22 protein-coding genes and 1 riboswitch are annotated in these 22,586 nt (G+C 60.6%); of the genes, 14 read left to right on the top strand and 8 right to left on the bottom strand.

What is annotated here, in order from left to right:
- Positions 1–20: 20 nt before the first annotated feature.
- The 6 genes from BMON_RS10205 to BMON_RS06835 all read left to right on the top strand — a co-directional run bounded on the left by BMON_RS10205 (position 21) and on the right by BMON_RS06835 (position 6,674).
- Entirely contained in the window at positions 21–1,298 is a 1,278-nt protein-coding gene (locus BMON_RS10205) for a restriction endonuclease subunit S domain-containing protein (protein ID WP_033513392.1), read from the top strand.
- Positions 1,299–1,315: 17 nt separating this feature from the next.
- Positions 1,316–2,935, top strand: coding sequence for a type I restriction-modification system subunit M (locus tag BMON_RS06855; RefSeq protein ID WP_033513390.1), 1,620 nt, complete (start codon positions 1,316–1,318; stop codon positions 2,933–2,935).
- Between the two features lie 98 nt (positions 2,936–3,033).
- Entirely contained in the window at positions 3,034–3,750 is a 717-nt protein-coding gene (locus BMON_RS06850) for a helix-turn-helix domain-containing protein (RefSeq protein ID WP_033513388.1), read from the top strand.
- 31 nt (positions 3,751–3,781) lie between these two features.
- On the top strand, positions 3,782–4,510 hold the full coding sequence (locus tag BMON_RS10435) for a hypothetical protein (protein WP_237745367.1): 729 nt from the start codon (positions 3,782–3,784) through the stop codon (positions 4,508–4,510).
- 50 nt (positions 4,511–4,560) lie between these two features.
- Positions 4,561–5,736, top strand: coding sequence for a restriction endonuclease subunit S (locus BMON_RS06840; protein WP_051917984.1), 1,176 nt, complete (start codon positions 4,561–4,563; stop codon positions 5,734–5,736).
- A gap of 11 nt (positions 5,737–5,747) precedes the next feature.
- Complete coding sequence (locus BMON_RS06835) at positions 5,748–6,674, top strand: site-specific integrase (protein ID WP_033513386.1); 927 nt, start codon at positions 5,748–5,750, stop codon at positions 6,672–6,674.
- A gap of 103 nt (positions 6,675–6,777) precedes the next feature.
- Here the strand turns inward: BMON_RS06835 and BMON_RS06830 are convergent, their stop codons facing one another.
- From BMON_RS06830 to BMON_RS06800, 7 genes are all read right to left on the bottom strand, one after another.
- The gene (locus tag BMON_RS06830) at positions 6,778–7,605 is read right to left on the bottom strand and encodes an alpha/beta fold hydrolase (RefSeq protein ID WP_272944909.1); all 828 of its coding nucleotides are present in this window, start codon (positions 7,603–7,605) and stop codon (positions 6,778–6,780) included.
- Between the two features lie 111 nt (positions 7,606–7,716).
- Positions 7,717–8,058, bottom strand: a complete 342-nt coding sequence (locus BMON_RS06825; protein ID WP_033513384.1) for an SdpI family protein — start codon at positions 8,056–8,058, stop codon at positions 7,717–7,719.
- 148 nt (positions 8,059–8,206) lie between these two features.
- Entirely contained in the window at positions 8,207–9,043 is an 837-nt protein-coding gene (locus tag BMON_RS06820; RefSeq protein ID WP_152595803.1) for a transporter substrate-binding domain-containing protein, read from the bottom strand.
- Between the two features lie 145 nt (positions 9,044–9,188).
- Positions 9,189–9,998, bottom strand: coding sequence for an amino acid ABC transporter ATP-binding protein (locus tag BMON_RS06815; protein ID WP_081882970.1), 810 nt, complete (start codon positions 9,996–9,998; stop codon positions 9,189–9,191).
- Positions 9,991–10,722, bottom strand: a complete 732-nt coding sequence (locus BMON_RS06810) for an amino acid ABC transporter permease (RefSeq protein WP_237745366.1) — start codon at positions 10,720–10,722, stop codon at positions 9,991–9,993. Before BMON_RS06810 ends, BMON_RS06815 begins: the two co-directional genes overlap by 8 nt.
- Positions 10,700–11,362, bottom strand: a complete 663-nt coding sequence (locus BMON_RS06805; protein WP_033513381.1) for an amino acid ABC transporter permease — start codon at positions 11,360–11,362, stop codon at positions 10,700–10,702. The genes BMON_RS06810 and BMON_RS06805 overlap by 23 nt, the downstream gene beginning before the upstream one ends.
- Positions 11,363–11,533: 171 nt before the next feature.
- Complete coding sequence (locus BMON_RS06800) at positions 11,534–12,214, bottom strand: DUF4232 domain-containing protein (protein WP_051917982.1); 681 nt, start codon at positions 12,212–12,214, stop codon at positions 11,534–11,536.
- Positions 12,215–12,341: 127 nt separating this feature from the next.
- Here BMON_RS06800 and BMON_RS06795 point away from each other — a divergent pair, with 127 nt between their 5' ends.
- The 3 genes from BMON_RS06795 to BMON_RS06785 all read left to right on the top strand — a co-directional run bounded on the left by BMON_RS06795 (position 12,342) and on the right by BMON_RS06785 (position 15,490).
- Positions 12,342–12,569 (top strand): hypothetical protein, encoded by a 228-nt coding sequence (locus tag BMON_RS06795; RefSeq protein WP_033513380.1) that lies wholly within the window; start codon positions 12,342–12,344, stop codon positions 12,567–12,569.
- 68 nt (positions 12,570–12,637) lie between these two features.
- Positions 12,638–14,557: an elongation factor G gene (locus tag BMON_RS06790; RefSeq protein WP_033513423.1), complete on the top strand. Its 1,920-nt coding sequence runs from the start codon at positions 12,638–12,640 to the stop codon at positions 14,555–14,557.
- Between the two features lie 63 nt (positions 14,558–14,620).
- Positions 14,621–15,490, top strand: coding sequence for a YihY/virulence factor BrkB family protein (locus BMON_RS06785; protein ID WP_081882969.1), 870 nt, complete (start codon positions 14,621–14,623; stop codon positions 15,488–15,490).
- 2 nt (positions 15,491–15,492) lie between these two features.
- Here BMON_RS06785 and BMON_RS06780 read toward each other — a convergent pair whose 3' ends face one another.
- Complete coding sequence (locus BMON_RS06780) at positions 15,493–16,506, bottom strand: aldo/keto reductase (RefSeq protein WP_033513378.1); 1,014 nt, start codon at positions 16,504–16,506, stop codon at positions 15,493–15,495.
- A 221-nt stretch (positions 16,507–16,727) separates the two neighbouring features.
- On the opposite strand from BMON_RS06780, the gene BMON_RS06775 reads away from it, so the two are divergent.
- The 5 genes from BMON_RS06775 (at position 16,728) to BMON_RS06755 (ending at position 22,528) form a co-directional block, all read left to right on the top strand.
- The gene (locus BMON_RS06775; protein WP_033513419.1) at positions 16,728–19,622 is read left to right on the top strand and encodes an ABC transporter ATP-binding protein/permease; all 2,895 of its coding nucleotides are present in this window, start codon (positions 16,728–16,730) and stop codon (positions 19,620–19,622) included.
- A gap of 141 nt (positions 19,623–19,763) precedes the next feature.
- Positions 19,764–19,835: riboswitch (Fluoride riboswitch) on the top strand.
- A gap of 53 nt (positions 19,836–19,888) precedes the next feature.
- Positions 19,889–20,671 (top strand): universal stress protein, encoded by a 783-nt coding sequence (locus BMON_RS09305; protein WP_081882968.1) that lies wholly within the window; start codon positions 19,889–19,891, stop codon positions 20,669–20,671.
- Positions 20,668–21,159 (top strand): fluoride efflux transporter FluC, encoded by a 492-nt coding sequence (locus BMON_RS06765; RefSeq protein ID WP_051917980.1) that lies wholly within the window; start codon positions 20,668–20,670, stop codon positions 21,157–21,159. The genes BMON_RS09305 and BMON_RS06765 overlap by 4 nt, the downstream gene beginning before the upstream one ends.
- Entirely contained in the window at positions 21,156–21,515 is a 360-nt protein-coding gene (crcB, locus tag BMON_RS06760; protein WP_033513414.1) for a fluoride efflux transporter CrcB, read from the top strand. The genes BMON_RS06765 and crcB overlap by 4 nt, the downstream gene beginning before the upstream one ends.
- A 107-nt stretch (positions 21,516–21,622) precedes the next feature.
- Entirely contained in the window at positions 21,623–22,528 is a 906-nt protein-coding gene (locus BMON_RS06755; protein WP_420307779.1) for an SPFH domain-containing protein, read from the top strand.
- Positions 22,529–22,586 lie beyond the last annotated feature (58 nt).

The raw sequence follows: 22,586 nt of genomic DNA, 5'->3' as shown, positions 1-22,586 counted from the left end.
TGTGGTGAGAGAAGGACGAGATGACTGACGATACGTCGCGCGTTCCAAAGCTGCGTTTCCCGGGATTCACTGGCGCTTGGGAACAGCGGAAGTTTAATGATCTATTCAATCCAGTACGTAATAACTCTCTTTCTAGAGCGATGTTGAACAATTTTTCAGGTGATGTGAGGAGTATCCATTACGGAGATGTCCTTATTAGATATGGGGCCATAACGGATTGTCGCGATGCTACAATACCGTTCATATCTCGTTCACAATCTTCTGATTTCTCAGAAGAGTTATTGAATGATGGTGACGTGCTTTTTGCTGATGCCGCTGAAGACCAAACGGTCGGGAAAGTAACTGAGGTTGAGGGGATTTCTGGTACTCCTGTGGTGGCGGGTTTACATATTCTCGCTTGTCGGCCAAAAGTGACAATGGGGCTTGGCTATCTTGCATACTATCTCAATTCGCCAGCGTTCCATGGTTCATTACTACCTCTAATGCAGGGTACAAAAGTACTTTCGATTAGCAGGTCTATTCTTGCCGAGACCAGAGTTTATTATCCAGTTCAGTTACGAGAACGACAGCTGCTGGGCACCTTTTTCAAGCAACTTGATGACCTCATCACCCTTCATCAGCGTAAGCTTTCGCATCTCCGGGAGCTCAAGCGCGGGCTGCTTCAGAAAATGTTCCCGAAATCCGGGGAGGACCGTCCGGAGGTCCGTTTTCCCGGTTTTGCTGACGCTTGGGAACAGCGGAAGCTGAGAGACTATTTGGTGCCATCAAAAGATAAAAATAGCGCTCTTTCTTACGGGAAAGATGAGGTTCTCTCTGTCTCAGGAGATGCTGGCGTCGTTAATCAAATTCAATTCCAGGGGCGTTCTTATGCCGGTGCAAGCACAAAGGATTACGGAGTTGTACAAACAGGGGACGTGATCTATACAAAATCTCCATTGAAGAAGAACCCATTTGGGATAATAAAAACCAACAAAGGCAAGGCTGGCATAGTTTCTACGTTATATGCGGTGTACAAACCTAAAGATAATACTTATACACCATTTGTTGAAGTTTACTTCGATGACGACGCAAGGTTAAATAATTACTTGCGGCCACTTGTCAATAAAGGCGCAAAAAATGATATGAAAGTATCAAAATCAGGTGCGTTAACGGGGCTAATTTGTTTTCCCGGCGCTACTGAGCAACGGATGCTTAGTGAGTTCTTCCAACAGCTCGAAGACCTCATCACCCTTCATCAGCGTAAGCTTTCCCACCTTCAGCAGCAGAAAAAAGCCCTGCTTCAGCAGATGTTCGTCTAAGGAGAACAGACATAATCATGAGTACCACTCTGGAAGACATCACGTCCAAGCTTTGGGCTATGGCGAACGAACTTCGGGGCAATATGGATGCCTCAGAGTACAAGAACTATATTCTCGCCTTCATGTTCTACCGCTATCTGTCGGAGCACCAGATGGAATATCTCGAGAAGAACGACGTTCTCGATATTCGTGACGGCCAGACCATTGATGAGGCGTATGCCGAGCAAGCCGTCGGTGAGGATCTGTCCGACTATCTGGAGGACATCTCGGCGTACTTGGGCTATGCGATCGAGCCGCAGGATACTTGGGCATCCTTGATTGGCAAGATTGACGGCAATCGCATCGTACCCAGTGACTATCAGGCGATCTTCGACGATTTCGAGAAGTATGCTTCCCTCAACAAGGAAGCCGCCAGGGATTTTCGAGGCGTCTTCAGCGACGTTAATCTCGGTGATTCCCGACTGGGTGCCAATACCAACGATCGCGCCAAGTCGTTGAACCGTATCGTGAAGCTCATTGATGGGGTCGAGTTCAGGGATGAGCACGGGCGGGATGTGCTGGGTGGCATCTATGAGTATTTGATCGGTATGTTTGCGGCGAACGCGGGCAAGAAGGGTGGCGAATTCTACACACCGCATGAGGTGTCACAGGTCTTGGCGCGACTAGTGACCAATGGGGTCTCGGCGGATGACGGCACGTTCAGCGTGTACGACCCGGCCTGCGGTTCGGGATCTCTGCTGCTGACCGTGCAGGACGAACTCCCCGGTGGTGAACGCCCCGGAATCGTGAAGTTCTTTGGCCAGGAACTCAACACGACCACCTACAATCTTGCGCGAATGAATCTCATGATGCATGGTGTCTCGTTCAATAACATGACGCTGTCGAACGCGAATACTCTGGAAACCGATTGGCCCGATGGTCCGGATAAAGAGGGGATCGACCATCCGCGCACTTTCGATGCCGTCGTCGTCAATCCTCCGTATTCCGCTCATTGGGATAACAACGAGAACAAACTCAAGGATCAACGATTCAACCCGTTCGGTGCGCTCGCTCCCGCATCAAAGGCCGACTACGCCTTCGTGCTGCATAGCTTGTACCATCTCAACGCCAACGGCACCATGGCCATTGTGTTGCCCCATGGCGTGTTGTTCCGTGGTGCCGCCGAAGCCAAGATCCGCAAGGCTCTTATCAAATCGGGTGCCTCGAGTTCCCAAGGCAACTATCTCGACGCGGTCATCGGTCTCCCCGCTAATCTCTTCTATGGCACGAGCATCCCCACATGCATCCTGGTGTTCAAAAAGAATCGCGACACCAAGGACGTGCTGTTCATCGATGCCAGCAAGGAGTTCGTCAAGGACAAGAACCAGAACCGGCTGTCCAAGGAGAATACCGACAGGATCATCGAGACATATCGCAATCGCAAGGATGTCGATAAATACGCTCATGTCGCGCCGCTGCAGGAGATCGTCGATAACGAATTCAATCTGAACATTCCGCGGTATGTTGACACGTTCGAGGAGGAGGCGCCGATCGACCTCGGTGAGGTGAACAGGCAGCTGGCCCAGGATGACGCCGATATCGCCGAGTTGGAGGCCAAAGTCAAGGAGCAGCTGCGCATCCTCGGCGTAGAGATGTGACGAATAAGCCGGTCTGATGCTTGGGGTCGGCGAGAATGGCATACCGATAATATACAGAACCATTCGTTTTAAGGAATGATTCTGTATATACTGGATTCATGGCAATCCACACGAACCGCACGTTGCTTACTCAGCAGGAGGCGGCGAAGGCGCTCGGAGTCAGTGTTCGGCGCATTACCGATCTCCGTCGTGCCGGCGACCTTGATTCGCTTCATAGGGAAGCGGGTCGTTACCTTATTGTCGCCGACTCGGTACGCCGATACGCGTTGGTGGCGGGCAGGGGAGGGCGCCCCTACTCGCCGCAGATGGCTTTCACGGCATTGTATCTGATTTCAGGTGAGCCTGTGCCGTGGCTCGATGCCCAGCGGCGATATCGGCTGAAGAGATATCTGCGCGAAACGGAGGCGGCGGACCTGGTACGGCTGACACGACGGCGCGCGCAAACGCGGGAATACTGGTGCCGAGATTCCTTGATGGACAAAGTGCGCGAAAGCATTCGCATCTCAGGGGCTACCGGGCGGCTCGCCGACCTCTTTCATCTCACTCCCGGAACTATCGTCGAAGGGTATGCCGACGTACCCACGGCCAAACAAATGATTCATGACTGCCGACTACGACTTGGCGGCGAACCCACGGGTGTTCGTCTCCGCACTGCCGTAGCATTGCCCGCACACGATGGCAATGATGGTTCGCCAGCAATGCCGCTAGGTGTTTGCGCGGCTGACCTCGCCGAATCCGACGATCCCCGTGAACGCAGAGCGGGCGTGGAGACGTTGGGGCGCCTACTCGCTGCTTTCAAGGATGAAAGCCGGTGAGTGAGCAGGAGCACTGAAAGCAGGGAACGTGATGACTACTGTCCACATATCCAGTCGTGGTCATCCATGGGACACCGTTTTTGCGGTAGCGGAAGCCGAGGCGACTCAGTCATGGATGCTCACCGGCGGGCTCATGGTTCAGTTACATGCCATGATCGGCGGGCTGGAGGCGAGGCCCACCACCGACGTTGATCTGTTGGTCGATCTCATGTCCGATAGCAGGGGAATCGACAGCGTGCAAAGGGTGCTCTCCGGTCGAGGCTTCGTGGCGCAGGCAGGCACCTTGACCGGATATACCACGCGGATGATCGGGCCGGATGGAGGACAGGTGGATTTGTTGGTGGCCGACCATCTTCCCAGATTGCTGTCCAAGCTAGCCATTCTGGCCGGGAAACCTCTGCTATCCATGCCTGCCGGCGCCCAGGCTCGTGAGCGCAGTATGAACGTGGAGATTGCGGATGGTGAGTTGCACGCAACGATTAGGATTCCTGATCTTCTTGGGGCGTTGATGCTCAAGAGCGCCGCATTCACGGTGGACCATGCCGGGTTCGGTGAGAGGCATTTGTATGATGCGGCCATGCTCGCCTCATTGATGAAGGATCCGGACGCCGAGCGGAGTCGACTTCACAGCAAGACAGATAGAAAACGCTTGAGAACGCTCTCTCGATTACTTCGGGAAGACTCACCCTACTGGGATAGGTTGGACCGGTCGCATAGGCAAAACGGCCTTGACGCGATGCAGGTGCTGGCCAGTTGGTGAGAAAGTTCGTGAATCGCACGTAGGTATAGGGCGCAGTAGGTTGGCGGCACATGATTCTGGGCATTCAGCGGTCTGTTTCAATCGATCAAGCGGGTTTGAGGGACGTTACCGCGCCCTTTTTCTCGCACGCTTGGGAACAGCGGAAGGCTAGAGAAATATTTGAACCTGTGTCGAAAAAGGGGTATCCCAAGTTTCCAGTTCTATCCGCCTCTCAAACTGAGGGAATGGTATTTCGGGATGAAATAGGAATTGATATCAAATATGACCAAGCTAGTTTGAAATCTTATAAGCTGGTTTCTTCTGGACAATTTGTGATTCACCTGAGATCATTCCAAGGTGGATTGGCGTACTCTCGGTTGACGGGCATTACTTCACCGGCATATACCGTAATAAAAATAAAGCATGAGGAGAGTCAAGCAGCTGATTTCTGGGCGGAGATCCTTCGTAGCCCCACATTTATCCAACGCCTGGGAACCGTAACATACGGCATTCGTGATGGACGTAGCATCAGTTACTCCGATTTTTCTACTTTAAAATTCCAATTTCCAGTTAAAGCTGAACAACAGAAAATTGGGGAATTCTTTAAGAGTCTCGAAGACCTCATCACCCTTCATCAGCGTAAGCTTTCGCATCTCCGGGAGCTCAAGCGCGGGCTGCTTCAGAAAATGTTCCCGAAATCCGGGGAGGACCGTCCGGAGGTCCGTTTTCCCGGTTTTGCTGACGCTTGGGAACAGCGGAAGCTGGGTGATTTATTCTCTGAACGTATCGATAGAAGCGGGGATGGAGAACTAATCTCCGTCACAATTAATTCTGGTGTTATTAAGGCGAGTGAATTAGATAGGAAAGACAATTCGAGTAAGGATAAATCCAACTATAAAAAAGTTGAAATCGGAGATATAGCTTACAACTCGATGCGGATGTGGCAAGGTGCTAGTGGACGCTCTCCTTATGCAGGCATTCTTAGCCCAGCCTATACTGTTATCGTACCGAAGGCCGGTGTTGACTCTAGTTTTTTTGCATACGACTTCAAACGGTACAAAATGATTCAGTTATTCCAAAGAAACTCTCAGGGTCTGACTTCTGACACGTGGAATCTAAAATATCCTACTCTTAAAACGATATTGGTTTTTTCCCCATCGTTGGATGAGCAAAAGGCAATATCGAAATATTTCGATGCTCTAGAAAACCTCATCACCCTTCATCAGCGTAAGCAATTGAACATATGAAAGGAGTAATCATGCTTGCTGACGCGACAAAAGAGGAGCTCTTCTGCCTCTATTACAAGCAATGGATATCGGTGTACAAGGAAGGAGCAATTAGGGCCGTTACGATGAGTAAATACCGGTTGACGCAATCGTGGATTGAGCGACTGGCCCCGGATCTGAAAGTCGGCGAGATCAGCCGGGTCATGTACCAGAAACTGCTCAATGATTATGCGGCCCACCACGAACGACAAACAACCATGGATTTTCACCACCAACTCAAGGGAGCGATCCTCGATGCCGTGGATGAGGGTCTTATCGATCGTGATCCGACGCGTAAGGCCATCATCAAGGGCAAGACTCCGCGACGGAAGAAACCCAAGTATCTCAACCAGTTTGAGTTGCATAAGTTGTTGACGTCGCTGCGGTTGGGACCCTTGCTGAGCTGGGATTGGGCCATACTGCTGATTGCCAAGACAGGAATCCGATTTTCCGAGGCCATGGCAGTGACGCCCGATGACTTCGATTTTCCCCGGCAAACGCTATCGATCGACAAGACTTGGAATTATAAGGAACAAGGAGGTTTCACCCCGACCAAGAATCGCTCTTCGGTGCGGAAGATACAGATGGATTGGCAGCTCATCATTCAGTTCTCCGAATTGGTGAAGGACATTCCCCGCAATGAGCCGATATTCGCGACCAAGCGCGTGTTCAACTCAACGGCGAACCATTGCCTCGCACGTCGATGCGCCGAGGCGGGCGTTCCCGTGATTACCATTCACGGTCTTCGGCATACGCATGCATCGTTGCTGCTGTTCGCCGGGGTATCGATCGCGAGTGTCGCGCGCCGTCTTGGTCACGCGAGTATGACCACGACGCAAAAGACATACTTGCACATCATTCAGGAACTGGAGAATCAGGATGTCGATCTGGTCATGAGGTCATTGTCCGGGCTGATGTGACTGAACTGCACGATACGAGATTGTGCTTATGCCGATGAAGGGTGTTGAGACGTTCGCTGCGGGTGGTGTTGGGATTCCGGTATCGCCCGCGGTGAGCACAATATCAGTTGAATCGTGATGGATGTTGGCTGATTAGCGTGGTACACATCTTGACCGCCCACCCGGCGTCCACGCCTACCCGCTCCAACCAGTCACCGACCAGTGCGGTCACCGCTTCTGGCCGTTCGATCTGCGCGTTGTGGCCGGCGGTGTCGAGCACCGCGAACGTGGCGTGGGGATAGTGGTCCAGCAGGGCGAGCTGATCGCGGTAGCCGACGCACATATCCTGGCGTCCGGTGACGATGAGTGTTGGTCCGCCGAATGCGGGGCCTCGACCGCTTTCGGGCGGGTCAGCCAGTGCGTACGCGGCTGTGATTCGTGCTTGTGTTGTACGGTCACCACGCGTCAATCCGGGGGCGATGTCGCTGGCGAATCGCTCATATGTGGGTGCATCCCGCACCACGACGAGTTCGCCGAAGCTTTCCGCGGCCGCCGGATCCGTATCGTGTAACGTATTCCAGAACGTCGGGTCTGTCCGGCGTATCTCGGCCGCAGGCAAATCCCTATCGTCCCGCGCAACCGCCGTACCTATGGGGCAGATGAGCGCGAGCCCGGTGACCTGCTTGGCGCGGCGTCGAGCCAGCGCACGCGCGAGATATCCACCGTACGATTCGCCGATCAGGGCGAACGGCTGGGTGCCAATGGTCTCGTCCACGTAGTGCTCGACGGCATCCAACACGTCCAAGGTCGAGTTGACGCCCTCGCCCGAGCTCAACCCCATGCCGGGCGGATCCGGGTACAGGCGCAGCAGGCCGCCGTGACGGGAGGCCACCGGTTCGAGGAATCCGGACATGATGCGATGGTCGACGGCGAAACCGTGGAGCGCGAGCAGCGGGTGCCCATGTCCACGTCGTTCGTCATGCAGATGGGGCAGATAGGGGGAGTGCGGTCATATCGCATCATGATACACGGCAGGAGCTAGACAGCCGTATGAGGACACCCGCTACTCGCGATCGAATCGATGCAAATGCACTTCTACGGGAATGATGGACAAGACCAGCAGAACCACCTGCACGGCGACTGTCACCAGCGACAGCCGACTGCGTGTATCCGCACTGAGCCACACGGCCGCGACTGACAAGCCTATCGAGATCAACAGTAGTATGACACCGGTGATGAGCAACACTCGTGCGGAGTACTCGTTGCCCTCGCGCCAGTTCTCCGGACTTGATCGCGACAGTGGTGTCCGATAGCCGATGAGACCGTACCGCAACCCGTCGTCCTTGGCGGCCCAGCTGCACAGCGGGGCGCTGGCAATCATCATAACAGGAATGATGAGGGACATCACTACGAACCATATCCAATCCATACCCCGGAATGGTACTCCCTCGTACCAGAAAATAGTGCGCCCCCACCGCGGGCTGGTCGGCTCACGATGGGGGCGTGGTGTCCGCACGCCAAAAGCGGTGCGGGCCAGGCGATGACGTGCCGCGTTACTTGATGATCACGTCGTCGGGCTTGATGTCGCTGGTGAACGACGGTGCGAGTTCGCTCTCATAGGCCTTGACGAAGAAGCCGTCCGCGGTCAGCTTCTTGATCTCGTCGTTCGTCCACTTGAGCAGGTCGGTGTTGCCTTTGCGGATGGCCGGGGCGATGGTCGACTCGTCGCCCAGCTGCTTGATGCCGACGGTGAACGTCGGATTGTCCTTCGCCCACGCGTACAGGTACGTGTTGTCGTCGGCCAGGGCCGCGACGCGTCCGTCCTTGAACGCCTGGAACTGCTGCGTCTTGGAATCGAACTTCTGCAGCTGCACGTCCGGGTACTTCTCGGTGAAGAACGCCTCGGCGGTCGTGCCCTTGTTCACGGCCAGCGACTTGCCGTTGAGCTGCGCCGCGCTCGTGATGGTGGCCTTCTTCGGGGAGACGACGCCGACCGACACCTTCATGTAGGGGCTGGCGAAGTCGATGACCTGCTTGCGTTCGTCGGTCACCGTGAAGTTGGCGAGCACCATGTCGACCTTGTTCGACTTGAGCGAATCCACGCGGCCATCGGCGTTGACCTGCACCCACTGGATCTTGACGCCGAGATCCTTCGCCATCTGCGTGCCCAGCGCGATGTCGTAGCCGGCACGCGTGCCATCGTTCTTCACATAGCCGTACGGGGGCAGATCGCCGAAGGTGGCGATGCGTATCGTGCCGGACTTCTTGATCTGGGCGACGCTGTCACCCTGCTGCCCGCCCTGCGACGAACTCGACGAGCCGCAAGCGGCGATCGATGCGAGTGTGACCACGGCGAGTGCCGCCGCGAATGCTTTCTTGATGGTGAACATGGTGAATCCTCTCTCAATCATTCGATAACAATCATGCTATGAAACGGCGCCGGTGAACAAACGCCAGTGACACCGTTTCGGTGAGTATGTGCGTGTACGCCGTGTGGTCTTGTGGACCAACGGTGGAACGGACGGGTCGGGACCCCTACTCCGCGCTGACCGGTGACATGCTGTCCAGGAATCTCCTGGCGCGGTCGGTCTTTGGATTGGTGAAGAAGTCCTTGGCGGAGCCGCGCTCGAGAATCACGCCGTTCTCGAGGAACAGCACGGTGTCGGCGACGCGCTTGGCGAACTCCAGCTCGTGGGTGACCACGATCATCGTCATGTGTCGCTTGGCGAGCCGCAGCATGAGCTCCAGTACTTCGCGGACCATCTCCGGGTCAAGGGAGGCGGTCACCTCGTCGAACAGCATGAGCTTGGGGTTCATCGCCAGCGCACGCACAATGGCGATGCGCTGCTTCTGACCTCCCGAAAGCTCCCGCGGATACGCGTTCTTGTAATCCGAAAGCTGTACGTCCTTGAGCAGGGTGTCCATCTGTTGCTCGACCTCGTCCTTCGCCCGCTTCTGCACTTTGACCGGGCCGAGACGGATGTTGTCCGCCACCGTCAGATTCGGGAACAGATCGTAGCTCTGGAACACCATGCCGATGGTACTGCGCAGGGACCGCCACTGCTTCTCGCTGGCCTGGCCGATATTCGTGCCGTCGAAGACGATGGAACCGGACTGGATGGTCTCCAGGCCGTTGAGACATCGGATCAGCGTGGACTTGCCCGAGCCGGACGGCCCGAGTAGGACGACGACCTTGCCTTGGGGCACGTCGAAGCTCACGTCGGTGAGCACCTCGTGGTCGCCGTAGGACTTCCTGAGGTGTTGGACCGACAGCAGGGGGGTGTCGGTCGTCCTGTTCCCCGTATTCGGGGTTGTGGTGGCATCAGTTGTGGTGGCGTCAGCCATTGTTCCGCTCCTTCGCACGGTGTTCCAGCATCTGGGCGAGTTTCGACAGGGGCCAACAGACGATGAAATACAACAGGAATATGAAACCGTAGACCCAGAAGGCCGCGTCGGGGTGGGACATGCGGTTGGACTCCATGATCTGCTGGCCGACCGTGACCACGTCGATGACGCTGATGAGCAGGAGCAGCGACGTGGTCTTGATGACGCGGGTGGCGAGGTTGATCGTCGCCGGGATCATGAGGTTGATCGACTGGGGCAGACGGACGTAGCGCAGTAGCTGCAGCCCGCTCATGCCCAGGGCCTTGCCGGCGTCGACCTGATGGTCCGAGACCGAGACCAGAGCGCCGCGGACGATATCGCTGATCTCCGCCGACACCCACAGTCCGAAGGCCACGACCGCCACGGTCGGCCCCGACACCTGCACGTTGAATTCGGCCGGCAGGATGTAGTAGGCGAGGAAGAGGACCACCAGTGTGGGCAGGATCCTGAAGCATTCCAGGTAGATGCGCAGCACGACGCGCAGCACCGGATTGGGCAGGGTGCGCAGGGCGCCGAGAATGACGCCGAGCGGAATGCCGATGATGAGGGCGAGTCCGGCGATGCTGATCGACGTCCACAGGCCCACGAGCAGGCGGGTGAAATTGTCGCCCGTGAAGATGACAGTGAAGCCGGCTTGTGCCGTGCTCGCCAATGACATGGCCTCAGGCAGTACGGAATGAACCACGACGTACCCTCCTTTCCAGCAACGTCAGAACCACCGAGAGCGGGATGAGGATGATCGCGTAGGCGATGACGAGTTCGAGCAGGTATTCGTTCGTGTGGTAGTACAGGCCGATCAGGTCGCGCGCGGTGTTGGTCAGCTCCGGCACGGCGATGACCGTGAAGATCGAGGTCTCCTTGACGATGAAGATGGCGTTCGCGGCGATGGCGGGCACGCTGCGGGTGAGTCCCTGCGGCAGCGTGACGTACCGGATCATCTGGGGGATCGAGAGCCCCAGGGCGCGCGCGGATTCGATCTGCACTGTGGGAATGCCGCCGAACCCGCCCTGGAAGGCGCCGGACATGTAGGCGCCGCCCAGGATGGCCATGCCGATGATGGCGCACGCTTCGGCGTTCATCTTGATGCCGATGGACGGGAACCCGTAGTACATGAAGAACAGTTGGATGAGCAGGGGGGTGTTGCGGAAGAGCTCCTCGACCGCGATGCTGATCTGTGAGAGCACCGGGATCTTGTAGTCACGGCATACGGCCAGCACCAGACCCAGGAGCGTGGCGAGGATGACGCTGACGGCCGAAAGCCACAGGGTCACGCCGAAGGCATGAACGAACTTCGGCAGGCTCGCGGCGATGACACTCCAGTCCATGCCCCTTCTTCCCTCTCGTGATGCGCTGCGCCCGGTGTCGGCGAATCGCCGTAACCGGGTGACGTGACCTAAGCCTAATGCTTCGAGCGCGACATTGCCCAGAGCTGACTCATAACCATCTTCGGTGCCCTGCGTCGACGGCGCGGAGTAAGCGTTCGCCGGCACGCGGTGCTACGCCGCCCCGCCGGCCTGAAGCGGGGAGATGGTGAGAATGGGCAGTTCGCCGTTCGCGCAGCCGGTGTATTGGGAGACCTCGATGGTGAGCGAATCCTTTTGGTCGGGCGGATAGACGAGCAGGTGGTCGGTCGGGGTCGGTCGGCAGGTGGAGGCATCGAAATTGCCCGCCTGGACGATGCGCAGCGTGGCGTGGGCGGATTGGCCGTGGTTCAGGGTGATGGGGCTCGCGGGTGAACTGCCGTCACGCTCGGCGGGGGCGCCAATCTGGCGGCCTTGGGCCGTGAACGATACTCCGGGGAAGCCCTGCGTGGTGCAGGTGCCGCCGTTGTTGGTCAGGACGATGGGAACGTAGGTGCTTCCGGCAGCTCCCTGGCTTTGGCCGAGGCTGGCGGCCAGTTGCGATGTGGAGCAGGAGCCCGTGCCGTTGGAGTCGCCGCCCTTGGTATCGGATGCCGATGGTGACGGGGTAGGTGTCGCCGACGGCTTCGTGGCCGATGGCGATGGGGTGGACGCGGACGGCGCACTGCTGGCGCTGTGCGTGGACGAAGGCGAGCCCGCTCCCGCGTTCGAGCCCGAACCGCAGCCCGTCAGGGCCGCCATCAGGGTGATCGTCATGGCGACGATGGTGATGGGCATGGCGACGAATCGACCGAATCCTCGCAGTGAAGTGTTCATGCCACTATTCTAGTCGCGGTTTTCGCGCCCTCCCACAGTTCCGGCTGTCATAACTTCTCCGATGACGGTATCCTCGACAGTAGCGCCGCCGACCATCAGGCGGGACGCAGCGAGAGAAGGAGCGGATATGGTCATCAAGCCGAAAACGATCGTGGGGGCCATCGCCTTGGCATTTGGCGCGGTGAGCTTCGCCCTGTCCTTCTTCTCCGCCATGCCCTCCGGCATCTGTGGACTGATCGCCGGTATCCTCGGCCTGGCCTGCGGGCTGGATTGGGGCCATGGCGAGGATTCATCGACGTCCCCGTCGACCACCACCCTGTCCTCGACGGGCACCCCGGGCGCGCCCCAGGAGTGAGTCGGATTCAGGACGCCCGGGCCGGAGCCCATGGCGGGGCCGGCGACGGGGGTTCGGATAGGGACCATATCGTGGTCGGGGTGCTGGCGCACGTCGATGCCGGCAAGACCACGCTCTCCGAGGCGATGCTCTACCGTTCCGGCGCGTTGCGGCGCCTCGGCCGCGTGGATCACGGCGACGCCTTCCTCGACACCGACGCCATGGAGCGGCGGCGCGGCATCACCATCTTCTCGAAGCAGGCCCTGTTCGACTGCGGCGATCATCACGTCGCCCTGCTCGACACCCCGGGCCACACCGACTTCTCCTCCGAGATGGAGCGCACGCTCGGCGTGCTCGACTACGCCATCCTCGTCGTGCAGGCCGGAGATTCACTGAGTGGCTACACCGAGACCCTGTGGCGTCTCCTGGCGCGGTACCGGGTGTCCACGTTCATCTTCGTCAACAAGATGGATGCGCCCGGCGCCGGCCACGACCGCATGATGGGTCTGCTGCGTCGCCGTCTCGCCGACGGTTGCATCGACTGTCGCGACCGTACTGATTCCGGCACCCTTGAGGACATCGCGACGCTCGACGAGGGCGCCATGGACGACTACTTCGAGCACGGGTCGCTGAGCGATGACCGACTGCGCTCGCTGATCGCCAACCGCCTGCTGTTCCCGTGCTTCTTCGGTTCGGCGCTCAAACTCGACGGGGTCGACGATCTGCTCGACGGCCTGGGCACACTGATGCGCCAGCCTCGGTACCCCAAGGACTTCGCCGCTCGCGTCTTCAACATCGCTCATGACGAGGACGGCAACCGATTGACCTGGATCAAGGTCACCGGCGGTTCGCTCGCGGTCAAAAGCGCCCTGCCCACCGGCTCGCGCACCGAGACCGTGGATCAAATCCGCCGTTATTCCGGTGCCTCGTACACCTTGGACCAGATGGCCCCGGCCGGCGCGGTCCGTGCGCTCACGGGTCTGGACGACACGTTCGCCGGGCAGGGCCTGGGCGCCGAGCCCCGGGCGCGCAAGCCGCTGCTCGAACCGGTGCTCAGCTCCATGCTCATCCCCGGCGACGTCGATCCCCACCAGGCCCTGGCGGCCCTGCGCGTGCTCGAGGATGAGGACCCGATGCTCCGTGTGCGCTGGGTGGCCAGGCTCGGTGAGATTCATCTGCAGCTCATGGGGGAGATGCAACTCGAGGTCATCCGGCAGATCATGCACGACCGATTCAGCCTCGGCGTCGATTTCGGCCCCGGCGACGTCATGTATCAGGAGACCATCGACGCCCCCGTCGAGGGTGTCGGGCATTTCGAGCCGCTCCGCCACTACGCGGAGGTCCACCTGTTGCTTGAACCGACCGAGCGGGGCAGCGGGATGAGCTTCGCCACCGCATGCAGCGAGGACGTACTCGACCGCAACTGGCAGCGTCTCGTACTCACCCATCTGCGCGAACGCGAGCATCTCGGCGTGCTCACCGGTTCGCCCATCACCGACATGCGCATCACCCTGCTCACCGGCCGCGGGCACCTTAAGCACACCGAAGGCGGCGACTTCCGCGAGGCCACCTACCGGGCCGTGCGGCAAGGGCTCATGAAGGCCGCGAGCCGGCTGCTCGAACCCTGGTACCGCTTCCGGATCGAACTGCCGCAGGCCATGGTCGGCCGCGCGATGTCCGACGTGCAGCGCATGGGCGGGCACTCCGACCCGCCGGCCATCGACGGCGACCCGGCCACCCTGGAGGGCGAGGCTCCCGTCGCCTCGATGCGCGGATACGCGGTGGAGCTCGGCTCCTACACGCATGGACGTGGCCAGCTGAGCTGCACATCGGCCGGATACCGCGACTGTCACGACGCCGAACGGGTTGTGGCCGAGGCCGGATACGACCCCACGACCGACCTCGAGAACACCCCCGATTCGGTGTTCTGCGCCCACGGGGCCGGCTACGCCGTGGCCTGGAACCGGGTCGAGGACTTCATGCACGTCGCATCCGCCATGCCGCGGTGACGATGCGGGTAATTAGATTGTGGGGACCGGGCGTCCTGCTGACCCGCCCGGTATAGTCGAGATATGACACGTCTACGCCGAATCATCGCCGCGGCCATCGAACGCTGGAAGCGGTCCCTGCCCGGGTCGGTGCTCGGTCGCTACTCCTCGCGGCACGGCGGGCTGTTGGCGAACGGACTGGCCTACGGGCTGCTCTTCGCCTTCTTCGCCGGGCTCTGGACCGTCCTCAGTATCGCTGGACTCGTCGTGGCCGGCAATGTGGGCATCCAGCGCGCGTTGTTGGAGTCGTTGGAAGGTCTGGTCCCCGGCATCGCCCACACGGTCGGGCAGAGCGGTGCATTGAACCGGATATCGGGCACGCTCACATGGACGGGCGTCGTGACGCTCGTATCCTTCCTGTGGAGCGTCATCGGGTGGATGGATTCGTTGCGCGCCGGGGTTCAGACGATGTTCGACGACGACACCGATCAGACCGACGCCGTCCGGGCCAAACTGCGCGATGTGCTCGCCGTGGTGGCGGTCGTCGTGCTGCTCATGCTGTCGACCACGGCGGGCGCGGTGTCGGGCGGAGTGATGCGCATGGTGTTGCGGGCGACGGGGGTGCCCGCGGGGTCGCCGGCGACCTCCGCACTCGTCGATATCGCGGGCTTCCTCGTCGGGTTCCTGTTCAACGTCGCGCTACTGCTCATCCTGTTGCGCGTCGTGGCCCATATCCGCCGCGGCCGCGCGACCATGGAGGGGGCGATGCTCGCGGCACTCGCCTTCTCCGTACTCCAGCTCCTTGGCGCGCGGTTGCTCGGAGGCGCCGCCAGGAATCCGCTGCTTGCGCCGTTCGCGGCCGTCGTCGGCGTGTTGCTCTGGTTCAACCTCATGGCGCAGGTGATTCTGTACTGTGCCGCGTTCATCGCCGAACGCCGGGTGCGGTGCGCCTGACGTCAGACCGACTGCGTGCCCACCGCGGTTTCGATCCGCCCGAGCTCGTCATCGGAGAACGTCATATTGTTCAGGGCGCCCAGGTCGTCGAGAATCTGTTCGGGGCGTGAGGCGCCGACCAGCACGCTGGTGACGGCCGGGTCGCGCAGCAGCCAGGCCAGCGACATCTCGGCCAGGCTCTGGCCGCGCTCCGAGGCCAGAGCATTGAGCTGCACGACCGTCTCGTGCACGCGACGCACGTCGTCCTCATGCAGGAACCGGCCGTCGTGCGCCACCCGGGAGTCTTGGGGGATGCCGTTGAGGTAGCGATCGGTGAGCAGGCCCTGCGCCAAGGGGGAGTAGGTGATCAGTCCCTTGCCCAGATCGGTTGCCGCATCCTTGAGCCCGTCGTGTTCGATATGCCGGTCGAGGATGTTGTAGCGGTTCTGGTTGATGACGAACGGGGTGTGCAGTTCGTCGAGGATCGCCGACGCTCGGCGCAGGGTGGGGCCGTCGTAGTTCGATAGGCCCACGTACAGCGCCTTGCCGCGTTCGACCATGTGGGCGAGTGCGCCCATGGTCTCCTCGAGCGGGGTGTGCGGATCGGGGCGGTGGTGGTAGAAGACGTCGACGTACTCGAGTCCCAGGCGCTGCAGGCTCTGGTCGAGGCTTGAGAGGAGGTGCTTGCGTCCGCCCCAATTGTCGTATGGGCCGACGCCCATCTCGAAGCCGGCCTTGGTGCTGATCGCCAGCTCGTCGCGGTGCCCGGCGAAGTCCTCGCGCAGTATCCGGCCGGTGTTGCGTTCCGCGCTGCCCACCTCGGGGCCGTAGACGTTGGCGAGGTCGAAATGCGTGATGCCGTGGTCGAAGGCGGTGCGGCACATGCGCCGCATGGTGTCGAAGTCGCCGGTGTCCCCAAAGTTGTGCCAGGACCCCAACGATATGGCGGGCAGCTTCAGGCCGCTGCGGCCCACGTGGCGGTAGGGCATCGTCTCGTAGCGTGATGGGTCGGGTGTGTAGGTGTCGCTCAGGGTCATGGGTGCTCCCGTGTCGTATGTTCTTCGTTGATCGTTGGATGTCGGTCGTGTCCGGGGTCGTCGGCGGCTGTCGTCGTCGCCCGCCGGCCATTCGTCATCGCCACAGTCACCATTATCCTCACCATGGGCCATGGACGGTTTTATCGACAGCGAATCATAACCATACGGTAGGGTTGCTTACCGTCGATTGGATCGTCGACCACATCATGGGAAGGCGCCTCGTGCTTCAGATCAAGGAAATCTCCAAACAATACGACACCGGCGGGTTCGTGCAGCAGGCCCTCGACCATGTTTCGCTCAACTTGCGCGACAGCGAGTTCGTCGCGATCCTCGGCCCCTCCGGTTCGGGCAAGACGACCCTGCTCAACATCGTCGGCGGCCTCGACCGCTACGACAGCGGCGATTTGGTGATCAACGGCACCTCCACGAAGCAGTACAAGGACCGCGACTGGGATTCCTACCGCAACCACACCATCGGTTTCGTGTTCCAGAGCTACAACCTCATCGGCCACCAGACGATCCTTTCGAACGTCGAGCTCGCACTCACCATCTCCGGCGTCTCACGTGCGCAGCGCCGCGAGAAGGCGCGTGAGGCGCTGGTGAAAGTCGGTCTCGGCGATCACATCAACAAGAAGCCCAACCAGCTCTCCGGCGGCCAGATGCAGCGCGTGGCCATCGCCCGCGCCCTGGTCAACGACCCCGACATCGTGCTCGCCGACGAGCCGACCGGTGCCTTGGATTCGGACACGTCCGTCCAGATCATGGACCTGCTGCGCGATGTCGCCAAGGACCGGCTCGTCGTGATGGTCACGCACAACCCCGAACTGGCGCGTGAATACGCCACGCGTGTGGTCTCGCTGCGCGATGGCACGATCCGCGACGACACCGACCCCTACGAGGTCGACGAGACCGCGCACGCCCCGGCGGTCCACCGCAACCTCGGCCGAGCCTCCATGTCGTTCGCCACCTCCCTGGCGCTGAGCTTCAACAACCTGCGCACCAAGAAGGCGCGCACCTTCCTGACCTCTTTCGCCGGATCGATTGGCATCATCGGCATCGCGCTCATCATGTCCGTGTCGAACGGCGTGAACACCTACATCGCCAACATCCAGCGCGACACCATGACCGCCTACCCGCTGACCATCGACCAGCAGGCATGGGATCTGTCGAAGATGATCGAATCCGGCCAGCGCAACGCCGAAGATCAGGCCAAGACGTCCAACAAGCGTCACGCGATATACCCCGATACCAGCAGCATCAAGCGCGCCTCGGGCCTGACGAGCAGCATCGCGACGAACAACCTCACGGCGTTCAAGCGTTATCTCGACAATCCCAAGAGCGAGGTGCGGCAGTACATCGGCAAGGCGGGGGTGCAGTACTCCTACGACGCGCGCTTCTCCGTGTTCAGCCACGACCCCACCGGCGCGCTGGTCAATGCGGATGGCGTGAGCGTGGGGGACTCCGGCACCTCGGTGGCCAACAAGATCGCCGGCATGAACGGCGCACAGACCGGTGACTTCTCGGCCATGCAGTCCACCCAGATGGCGACTCTGACCGGCAAGAGCCAGGGCAACACCTCGCCCGAGGCCTTCCACGAGATCATGGCGGGCAAGGGATCCGAGACGGTCAGCAAGGTGATCACCGACAACTATCGTGTCGTGCACGGCACCTGGGCGAAGAACCGCAACCAGGTTGTGCTCGTGCTCGACGGCAACAATGCCATACCGCTCACGACGCTCTACGAGCTCGGCATGCTGCCGGCCAGCGACTACACCGCCATGATGGCCGAGGTCAATGCCGGCAAGGCCGTGGACCCCAAGATCGGCAAGATCGACTACGCGAAGGCCATGGACCAGCCGCTCAAGCTGCTGCCCGCGTCGCATGAATACGTGAAGGGCGACGACGGACGATTCCGCTACGTCGGCGACGACGCCTCCGAAATCAGCAAACTCATGGATGACGCGGTGCCGCTGCAGATCGTCGGCGTGATCAAGCCCGTCGATGGCGCCAAAGCCACGCCGTTGCAGGCCGGTGTCGGCTACACCGCCGCGCTCACCAACTACCTCATCGACCAAGCGAACGACAGCCCGGTCGTGACCGCGCAGAAGGCCGATGAGGCGCACAACATCCTCAACGGCCTCACGTTCAACCCCGCCGACGATGCCGCCAAGGCCGCCGACGCTAAGGCGTACGTCGCCTCGCTCGGGGTGAGCCAGAAGGCCGATATGGCCAAGAGCCAGATGGCCCAGGCGGACGCCAACCAGAACGGTGGCGCGGCGTCCCAGGGTGCCACCGGTCAGCAGGGGGCGACGACTCCGGGTGCGTCGACCATGGAGCCGGGTGCGTTGGCGCAGCAGAACGCCGAACAGGGGGCCGCTGGGAACGGCGCGGCGGCGCTCGGCGAGATGAGCGAGCAGCAGCTCGCCGAGCGGTACGACGCGTACATCGCCACCGCCCCGCAGGCGGATCTGGTCGGGCTGTACAGCAAGATCGTGCCCACCAGCAGCTACCAGGACAACCTTTCCACCTTCGGCGTCCTGAGCCGCGACGCCCCCAGCTCGATCAAGATCTACGCGGACAGCTTCGAGGCGAAGAACGGAATCTCCGATTCGATCGACCATTACAACGCCAAGGCCGCGAAGGACGACAAGATCACGTACACCGATTACGTGGGGCTCATGATGAACTCCGTGACGACCATCATCAACGTCATCACTTATGTCCTCATCGCCTTCGTCGGCGTCTCGCTCGTCGTGTCGTCGATCATGATCGGCATCATCACGTACATCTCCGTGCTCGAGCGCACCAAGGAGATCGGCATCCTGCGCGCCATGGGCGCCTCGAAGCGCAACGTCTCGCAGGTATTCAACGCGGAGACCGGCATCATCGGTCTGCTTGCGGGCATCCTGGGCGTCGGCATCACGTTGATTCTGATCGTGCCCGGCAATGCGATCCTGCATCATGCGATGGGAACCGATCAGGTCAATGCGGCGCTGCCGCTTTCGGCCGGTGTCATCCTCGTGGTGCTCAGCATCGTGCTCACGCTGATCGGCGGGCTCATCCCGTCGAGGAAGGCCGCGAAGCAGGATCCTGCCACGGCGTTGCGCACCGAGTAGTGTATCGGGCGCTTCGGCGCGTGGCGTGGCGCAACGAGTGGCGTATTACGTGGCGCGCCGAGTATCCACAACTGACTGTGCGGTGCGTGGCCGGCGCGCCGCCCGTGACACTGGATGGTGACACCGACCGGTGGTAAGCTGGCAGCCAGTGGTGATGGATCCCGCCCGGACTTCGTGTCCAAACCGCATAACGCTGATGGTTCCTACTCAATCTGTCATCGATTGTGACCACGCGTCGCCATGGGCATATTGCGGGAGGAGCGCGTATGACGATATCCGATATTCCAATCACAGGGCTTCCTGACGACACACGGGTTGGTACTGAAGCCGGTTCCCACGACGCCGATTCCTCTGCCGTGGACAGGTCCCGCATGTTGCAGGATCTCGATGCGACGGGGCGTGGGTATGACGCCTGTACAGTCGTCGTCGGTGTGACACCCCGGCAGCCGGACCGTGTGGTCAATCTGGTGTTGCGGTGGGCCGAGGCGGGTCTGGTGCACCGCATCTCCTTCCTGTACGTCGCCGGCGACGTCTCTGAAGATGTTGCTGACGATGGCGGAGAGGCTGACGGCGAGCATGGCGAGGCCGGCGAATTCAAACGTCGCATGACGGGGTTGATTCAGTCGCACGGCGTCCATGCCACCTACGCGCGTGTGAGCGGGGACCCTGCCGATCGGCTCGCCGCGGAGGCCCGTAAGCTTGGCGCCGCCGCAATCGTCGTGGGTACGCGCGAACGCGGTCCGGCCGCGGCCGTCAATGAATGGGTCCGTGGTTCGATCTCCGTGCGACTCGAACACACGCAATCGGTTCCCGTCGTGGTCATCCCGCTTCGTGATGCACGCTATGCTTCGCATCACACGGGCGCCGGATTCAGCGCAGACGACACGAAGGCCGGCGGCGTGGAGGCGCCCGGCGCCGAAGAACCCGACGATGTGCCAACAAGTGGTGTGCGAACAGGCGGTGTGACGGCCGGTGATGTGGACAACGGCGGTGTGCGGAACGGAACGGCTCTGCCGAAGACCGCAACAAGTAAGGAGGCGCGCGGATGACACGCGTGCATGACCATGATGCGATACGACATATGACCGTGTGGTCCTGTCTCGCGGTATTCGTCGGGGGCTGCTTGGGGTCCGGCGTGCGCATCACGCTTGGCACGCTCCAGCCCTCGGCGGTGGCCTGGCCGTGGATGACGATGCTCATCAACCTCACGGGTGCGTTCATACTCGGCTGCCTGCTCGAATACTTCGCGCAGACCGGTGAGGACGTGGGCTCGCACAAGTTGTGGCGACTCGGTCTCGGCACCGGCGTTATCGGCGGCTACACGACCTACAGCACGTTCATCCTCGAAAGCGATACGCGGCTGACGCACCACGAGTTCCTGCTGGGCATGGCCTATCTCGTCTCCAGCGTGCTGGTCGGTCTCGTGTGCGCGGGCCTCGGTGTGTGGGCGGGTTCCCGGCTGGCGACCCGTCGCGGGGCGATCGCGGGCGGCACCGAACGAACCGACACCGATGCTCGCAGGGGTGATGACCGATGATCGTCATCGCAGCGCTATGCGGAGGCCTCGGCGCGGTCTGCCGGTTCCTGGTCGATGCGTGGGTCAACAGACGCAACCGTCTCTCCTTTCCGTTGGGCACCTTGGTCGTGAACCTGACCGCCTGCCTGCTCATGGGCATGGTCGCGGGCTGGGTGGCCTCGAATATCGGATCCGAACAGTTCCGTCTGATCGTGGGCACCGGCTTCCTGGGCGGCTATTCCACCTTCAGCACCGCCAGCGTCGAGGGTGTGCGGCTCATCCGCGCCGGCAAGCCATTGGAGGCGCTGGTACATACGGGCGGCATGTTGGTACTCAGCGTGTTGGCCACGCTCATGGGATTCATGCTCTTCACCTGACGCATACGCAGCCCGGGCTGGTAGGATGGGGCCACCATTTTCCGGCCCCAGACGGGTGCCGGCGTCGTCGTAAGGAGCATATCGTGAGTGGTGCATTATTCTTCCTCTTGATCGTTCTGGCGGTCATCATCGTGATCCTCATCCTGTCGCTGTACATCGTGCCGCAGCAGCAGGCCTACATCATCGAGCGGTTCGGCAAACTGCACAAGGTACAGTTCGCGGGCATCCATATGAAGATCCCCGTCGTCGACCGCATCGCCATGAAGACGAACATGCGCGTCAACCAGCTCAACGTCAAGCTTGAGACCAAGACGCTCGACAACGTCTTCGTCACCGTCGTCGCCTCCACGCAGTTCCGCGTGAACCCGGAGAACGTCGCGACGGCCTACTACGAGCTGCGCGACCCTGCTGGCCAGCTGCGTTCCTACATGGAGGACGCGCTGCGTTCCGCCATCCCCGCGCTGACCCTCGACGACGCGTTCGCGCGCAAGGACGACGTGGCCGCCGATGTGCAGAAGACCGTCGGCATCGAGATGGCGCGCTTCGGCTTCACCGTCGTCAAGACGCTGATCACGGCCATCGACCCCAGCGGCCAGGTCAAGAGTGCCATGGATTCCATCAACGCGGCCCAGCGCGAGAAGGAGGCGACCCGGCAGCGTGCTGAGGCGCTGCGCATCCAGATCGAGACGCAGGCCGCCGCGGAGGCCGAGAAGACACGGCTGCAGGGTGAGGGACAGGCGAACTACCGGCGCGAGATCGCCAACGGCATCGTCGACCAGATCAAGAGCTTGCAGGCGGTCGGCATGAGCATCGTCGACGTCAACAACGTGGTGTTGTTCAACCAGTACCTCGACGTGCTGCGCTCCCTGAGCGAGTCCAACAACGCCAAGACCGTCGTGCTGCCGGCCTCGACGCCCTCCGGGTACCAGGACATGTACAACCAGATCACCGCCGCGATGCTCACCGCCTCCACGTCGGGCGATGAGAAGACAACCACGGTCAAGCCGCGGTAGGGGAGCCGTATTCGGCCGAATCGGCACCAAACGACAGTGGCGGAGGCATCGATGCGGG

It is taken from the genome of Bifidobacterium mongoliense DSM 21395, from assembly GCF_000741285.1.
Lineage (GTDB): Bacteria > Actinomycetota > Actinomycetes > Actinomycetales > Bifidobacteriaceae > Bifidobacterium > Bifidobacterium mongoliense.
Note: the sequence above shows the minus strand (reverse complement) of the source record. Positions and strands in the feature narration are given on the sequence as shown.

Bases quoted from the DNA above. Each gene is read 5' to 3' on its own strand.
- BMON_RS10435 (WP_237745367.1), top strand. From the start codon at position 3,782: ATGACTACTGTCCACATATCCAGTCGTGGTCATCCATGGGACACCGTT.
- BMON_RS06795 (WP_033513380.1), top strand. From the start codon at position 12,342: ATGGTCATCAAGCCGAAAACGATCGTGGGGGCCATCGCCTTGGCATTT.
- BMON_RS06800 (WP_051917982.1), bottom strand. From the start codon at position 12,214: ATGAACACTTCACTGCGAGGATTCGGTCGATTCGTCGCCATGCCCATC.
- BMON_RS06840 (WP_051917984.1), top strand. From the start codon at position 4,561: ATGATTCTGGGCATTCAGCGGTCTGTTTCAATCGATCAAGCGGGTTTG.
- BMON_RS06785 (WP_081882969.1), top strand. From the start codon at position 14,621: ATGACACGTCTACGCCGAATCATCGCCGCGGCCATCGAACGCTGGAAG.
- BMON_RS06855 (WP_033513390.1), top strand. From the start codon at position 1,316: ATGAGTACCACTCTGGAAGACATCACGTCCAAGCTTTGGGCTATGGCG.
- BMON_RS06805 (WP_033513381.1), bottom strand. From the start codon at position 11,362: ATGGACTGGAGTGTCATCGCCGCGAGCCTGCCGAAGTTCGTTCATGCC.
- BMON_RS06780 (WP_033513378.1), bottom strand. From the start codon at position 16,506: ATGACCCTGAGCGACACCTACACACCCGACCCATCACGCTACGAGACG.
- BMON_RS10205 (WP_033513392.1), top strand. From the start codon at position 21: ATGACTGACGATACGTCGCGCGTTCCAAAGCTGCGTTTCCCGGGATTC.
- BMON_RS06765 (WP_051917980.1), top strand. From the start codon at position 20,668: ATGACACGCGTGCATGACCATGATGCGATACGACATATGACCGTGTGG.
- BMON_RS06835 (WP_033513386.1), top strand. From the start codon at position 5,748: ATGCTTGCTGACGCGACAAAAGAGGAGCTCTTCTGCCTCTATTACAAG.
- crcB (WP_033513414.1), top strand. From the start codon at position 21,156: ATGATCGTCATCGCAGCGCTATGCGGAGGCCTCGGCGCGGTCTGCCGG.
- BMON_RS06850 (WP_033513388.1), top strand. From the start codon at position 3,034: ATGGCAATCCACACGAACCGCACGTTGCTTACTCAGCAGGAGGCGGCG.
- BMON_RS06820 (WP_152595803.1), bottom strand. From the start codon at position 9,043: ATGTTCACCATCAAGAAAGCATTCGCGGCGGCACTCGCCGTGGTCACA.
- BMON_RS06815 (WP_081882970.1), bottom strand. From the start codon at position 9,998: ATGGCTGACGCCACCACAACTGATGCCACCACAACCCCGAATACGGGG.
- BMON_RS09305 (WP_081882968.1), top strand. From the start codon at position 19,889: ATGACGATATCCGATATTCCAATCACAGGGCTTCCTGACGACACACGG.
- BMON_RS06825 (WP_033513384.1), bottom strand. From the start codon at position 8,058: ATGTCCCTCATCATTCCTGTTATGATGATTGCCAGCGCCCCGCTGTGC.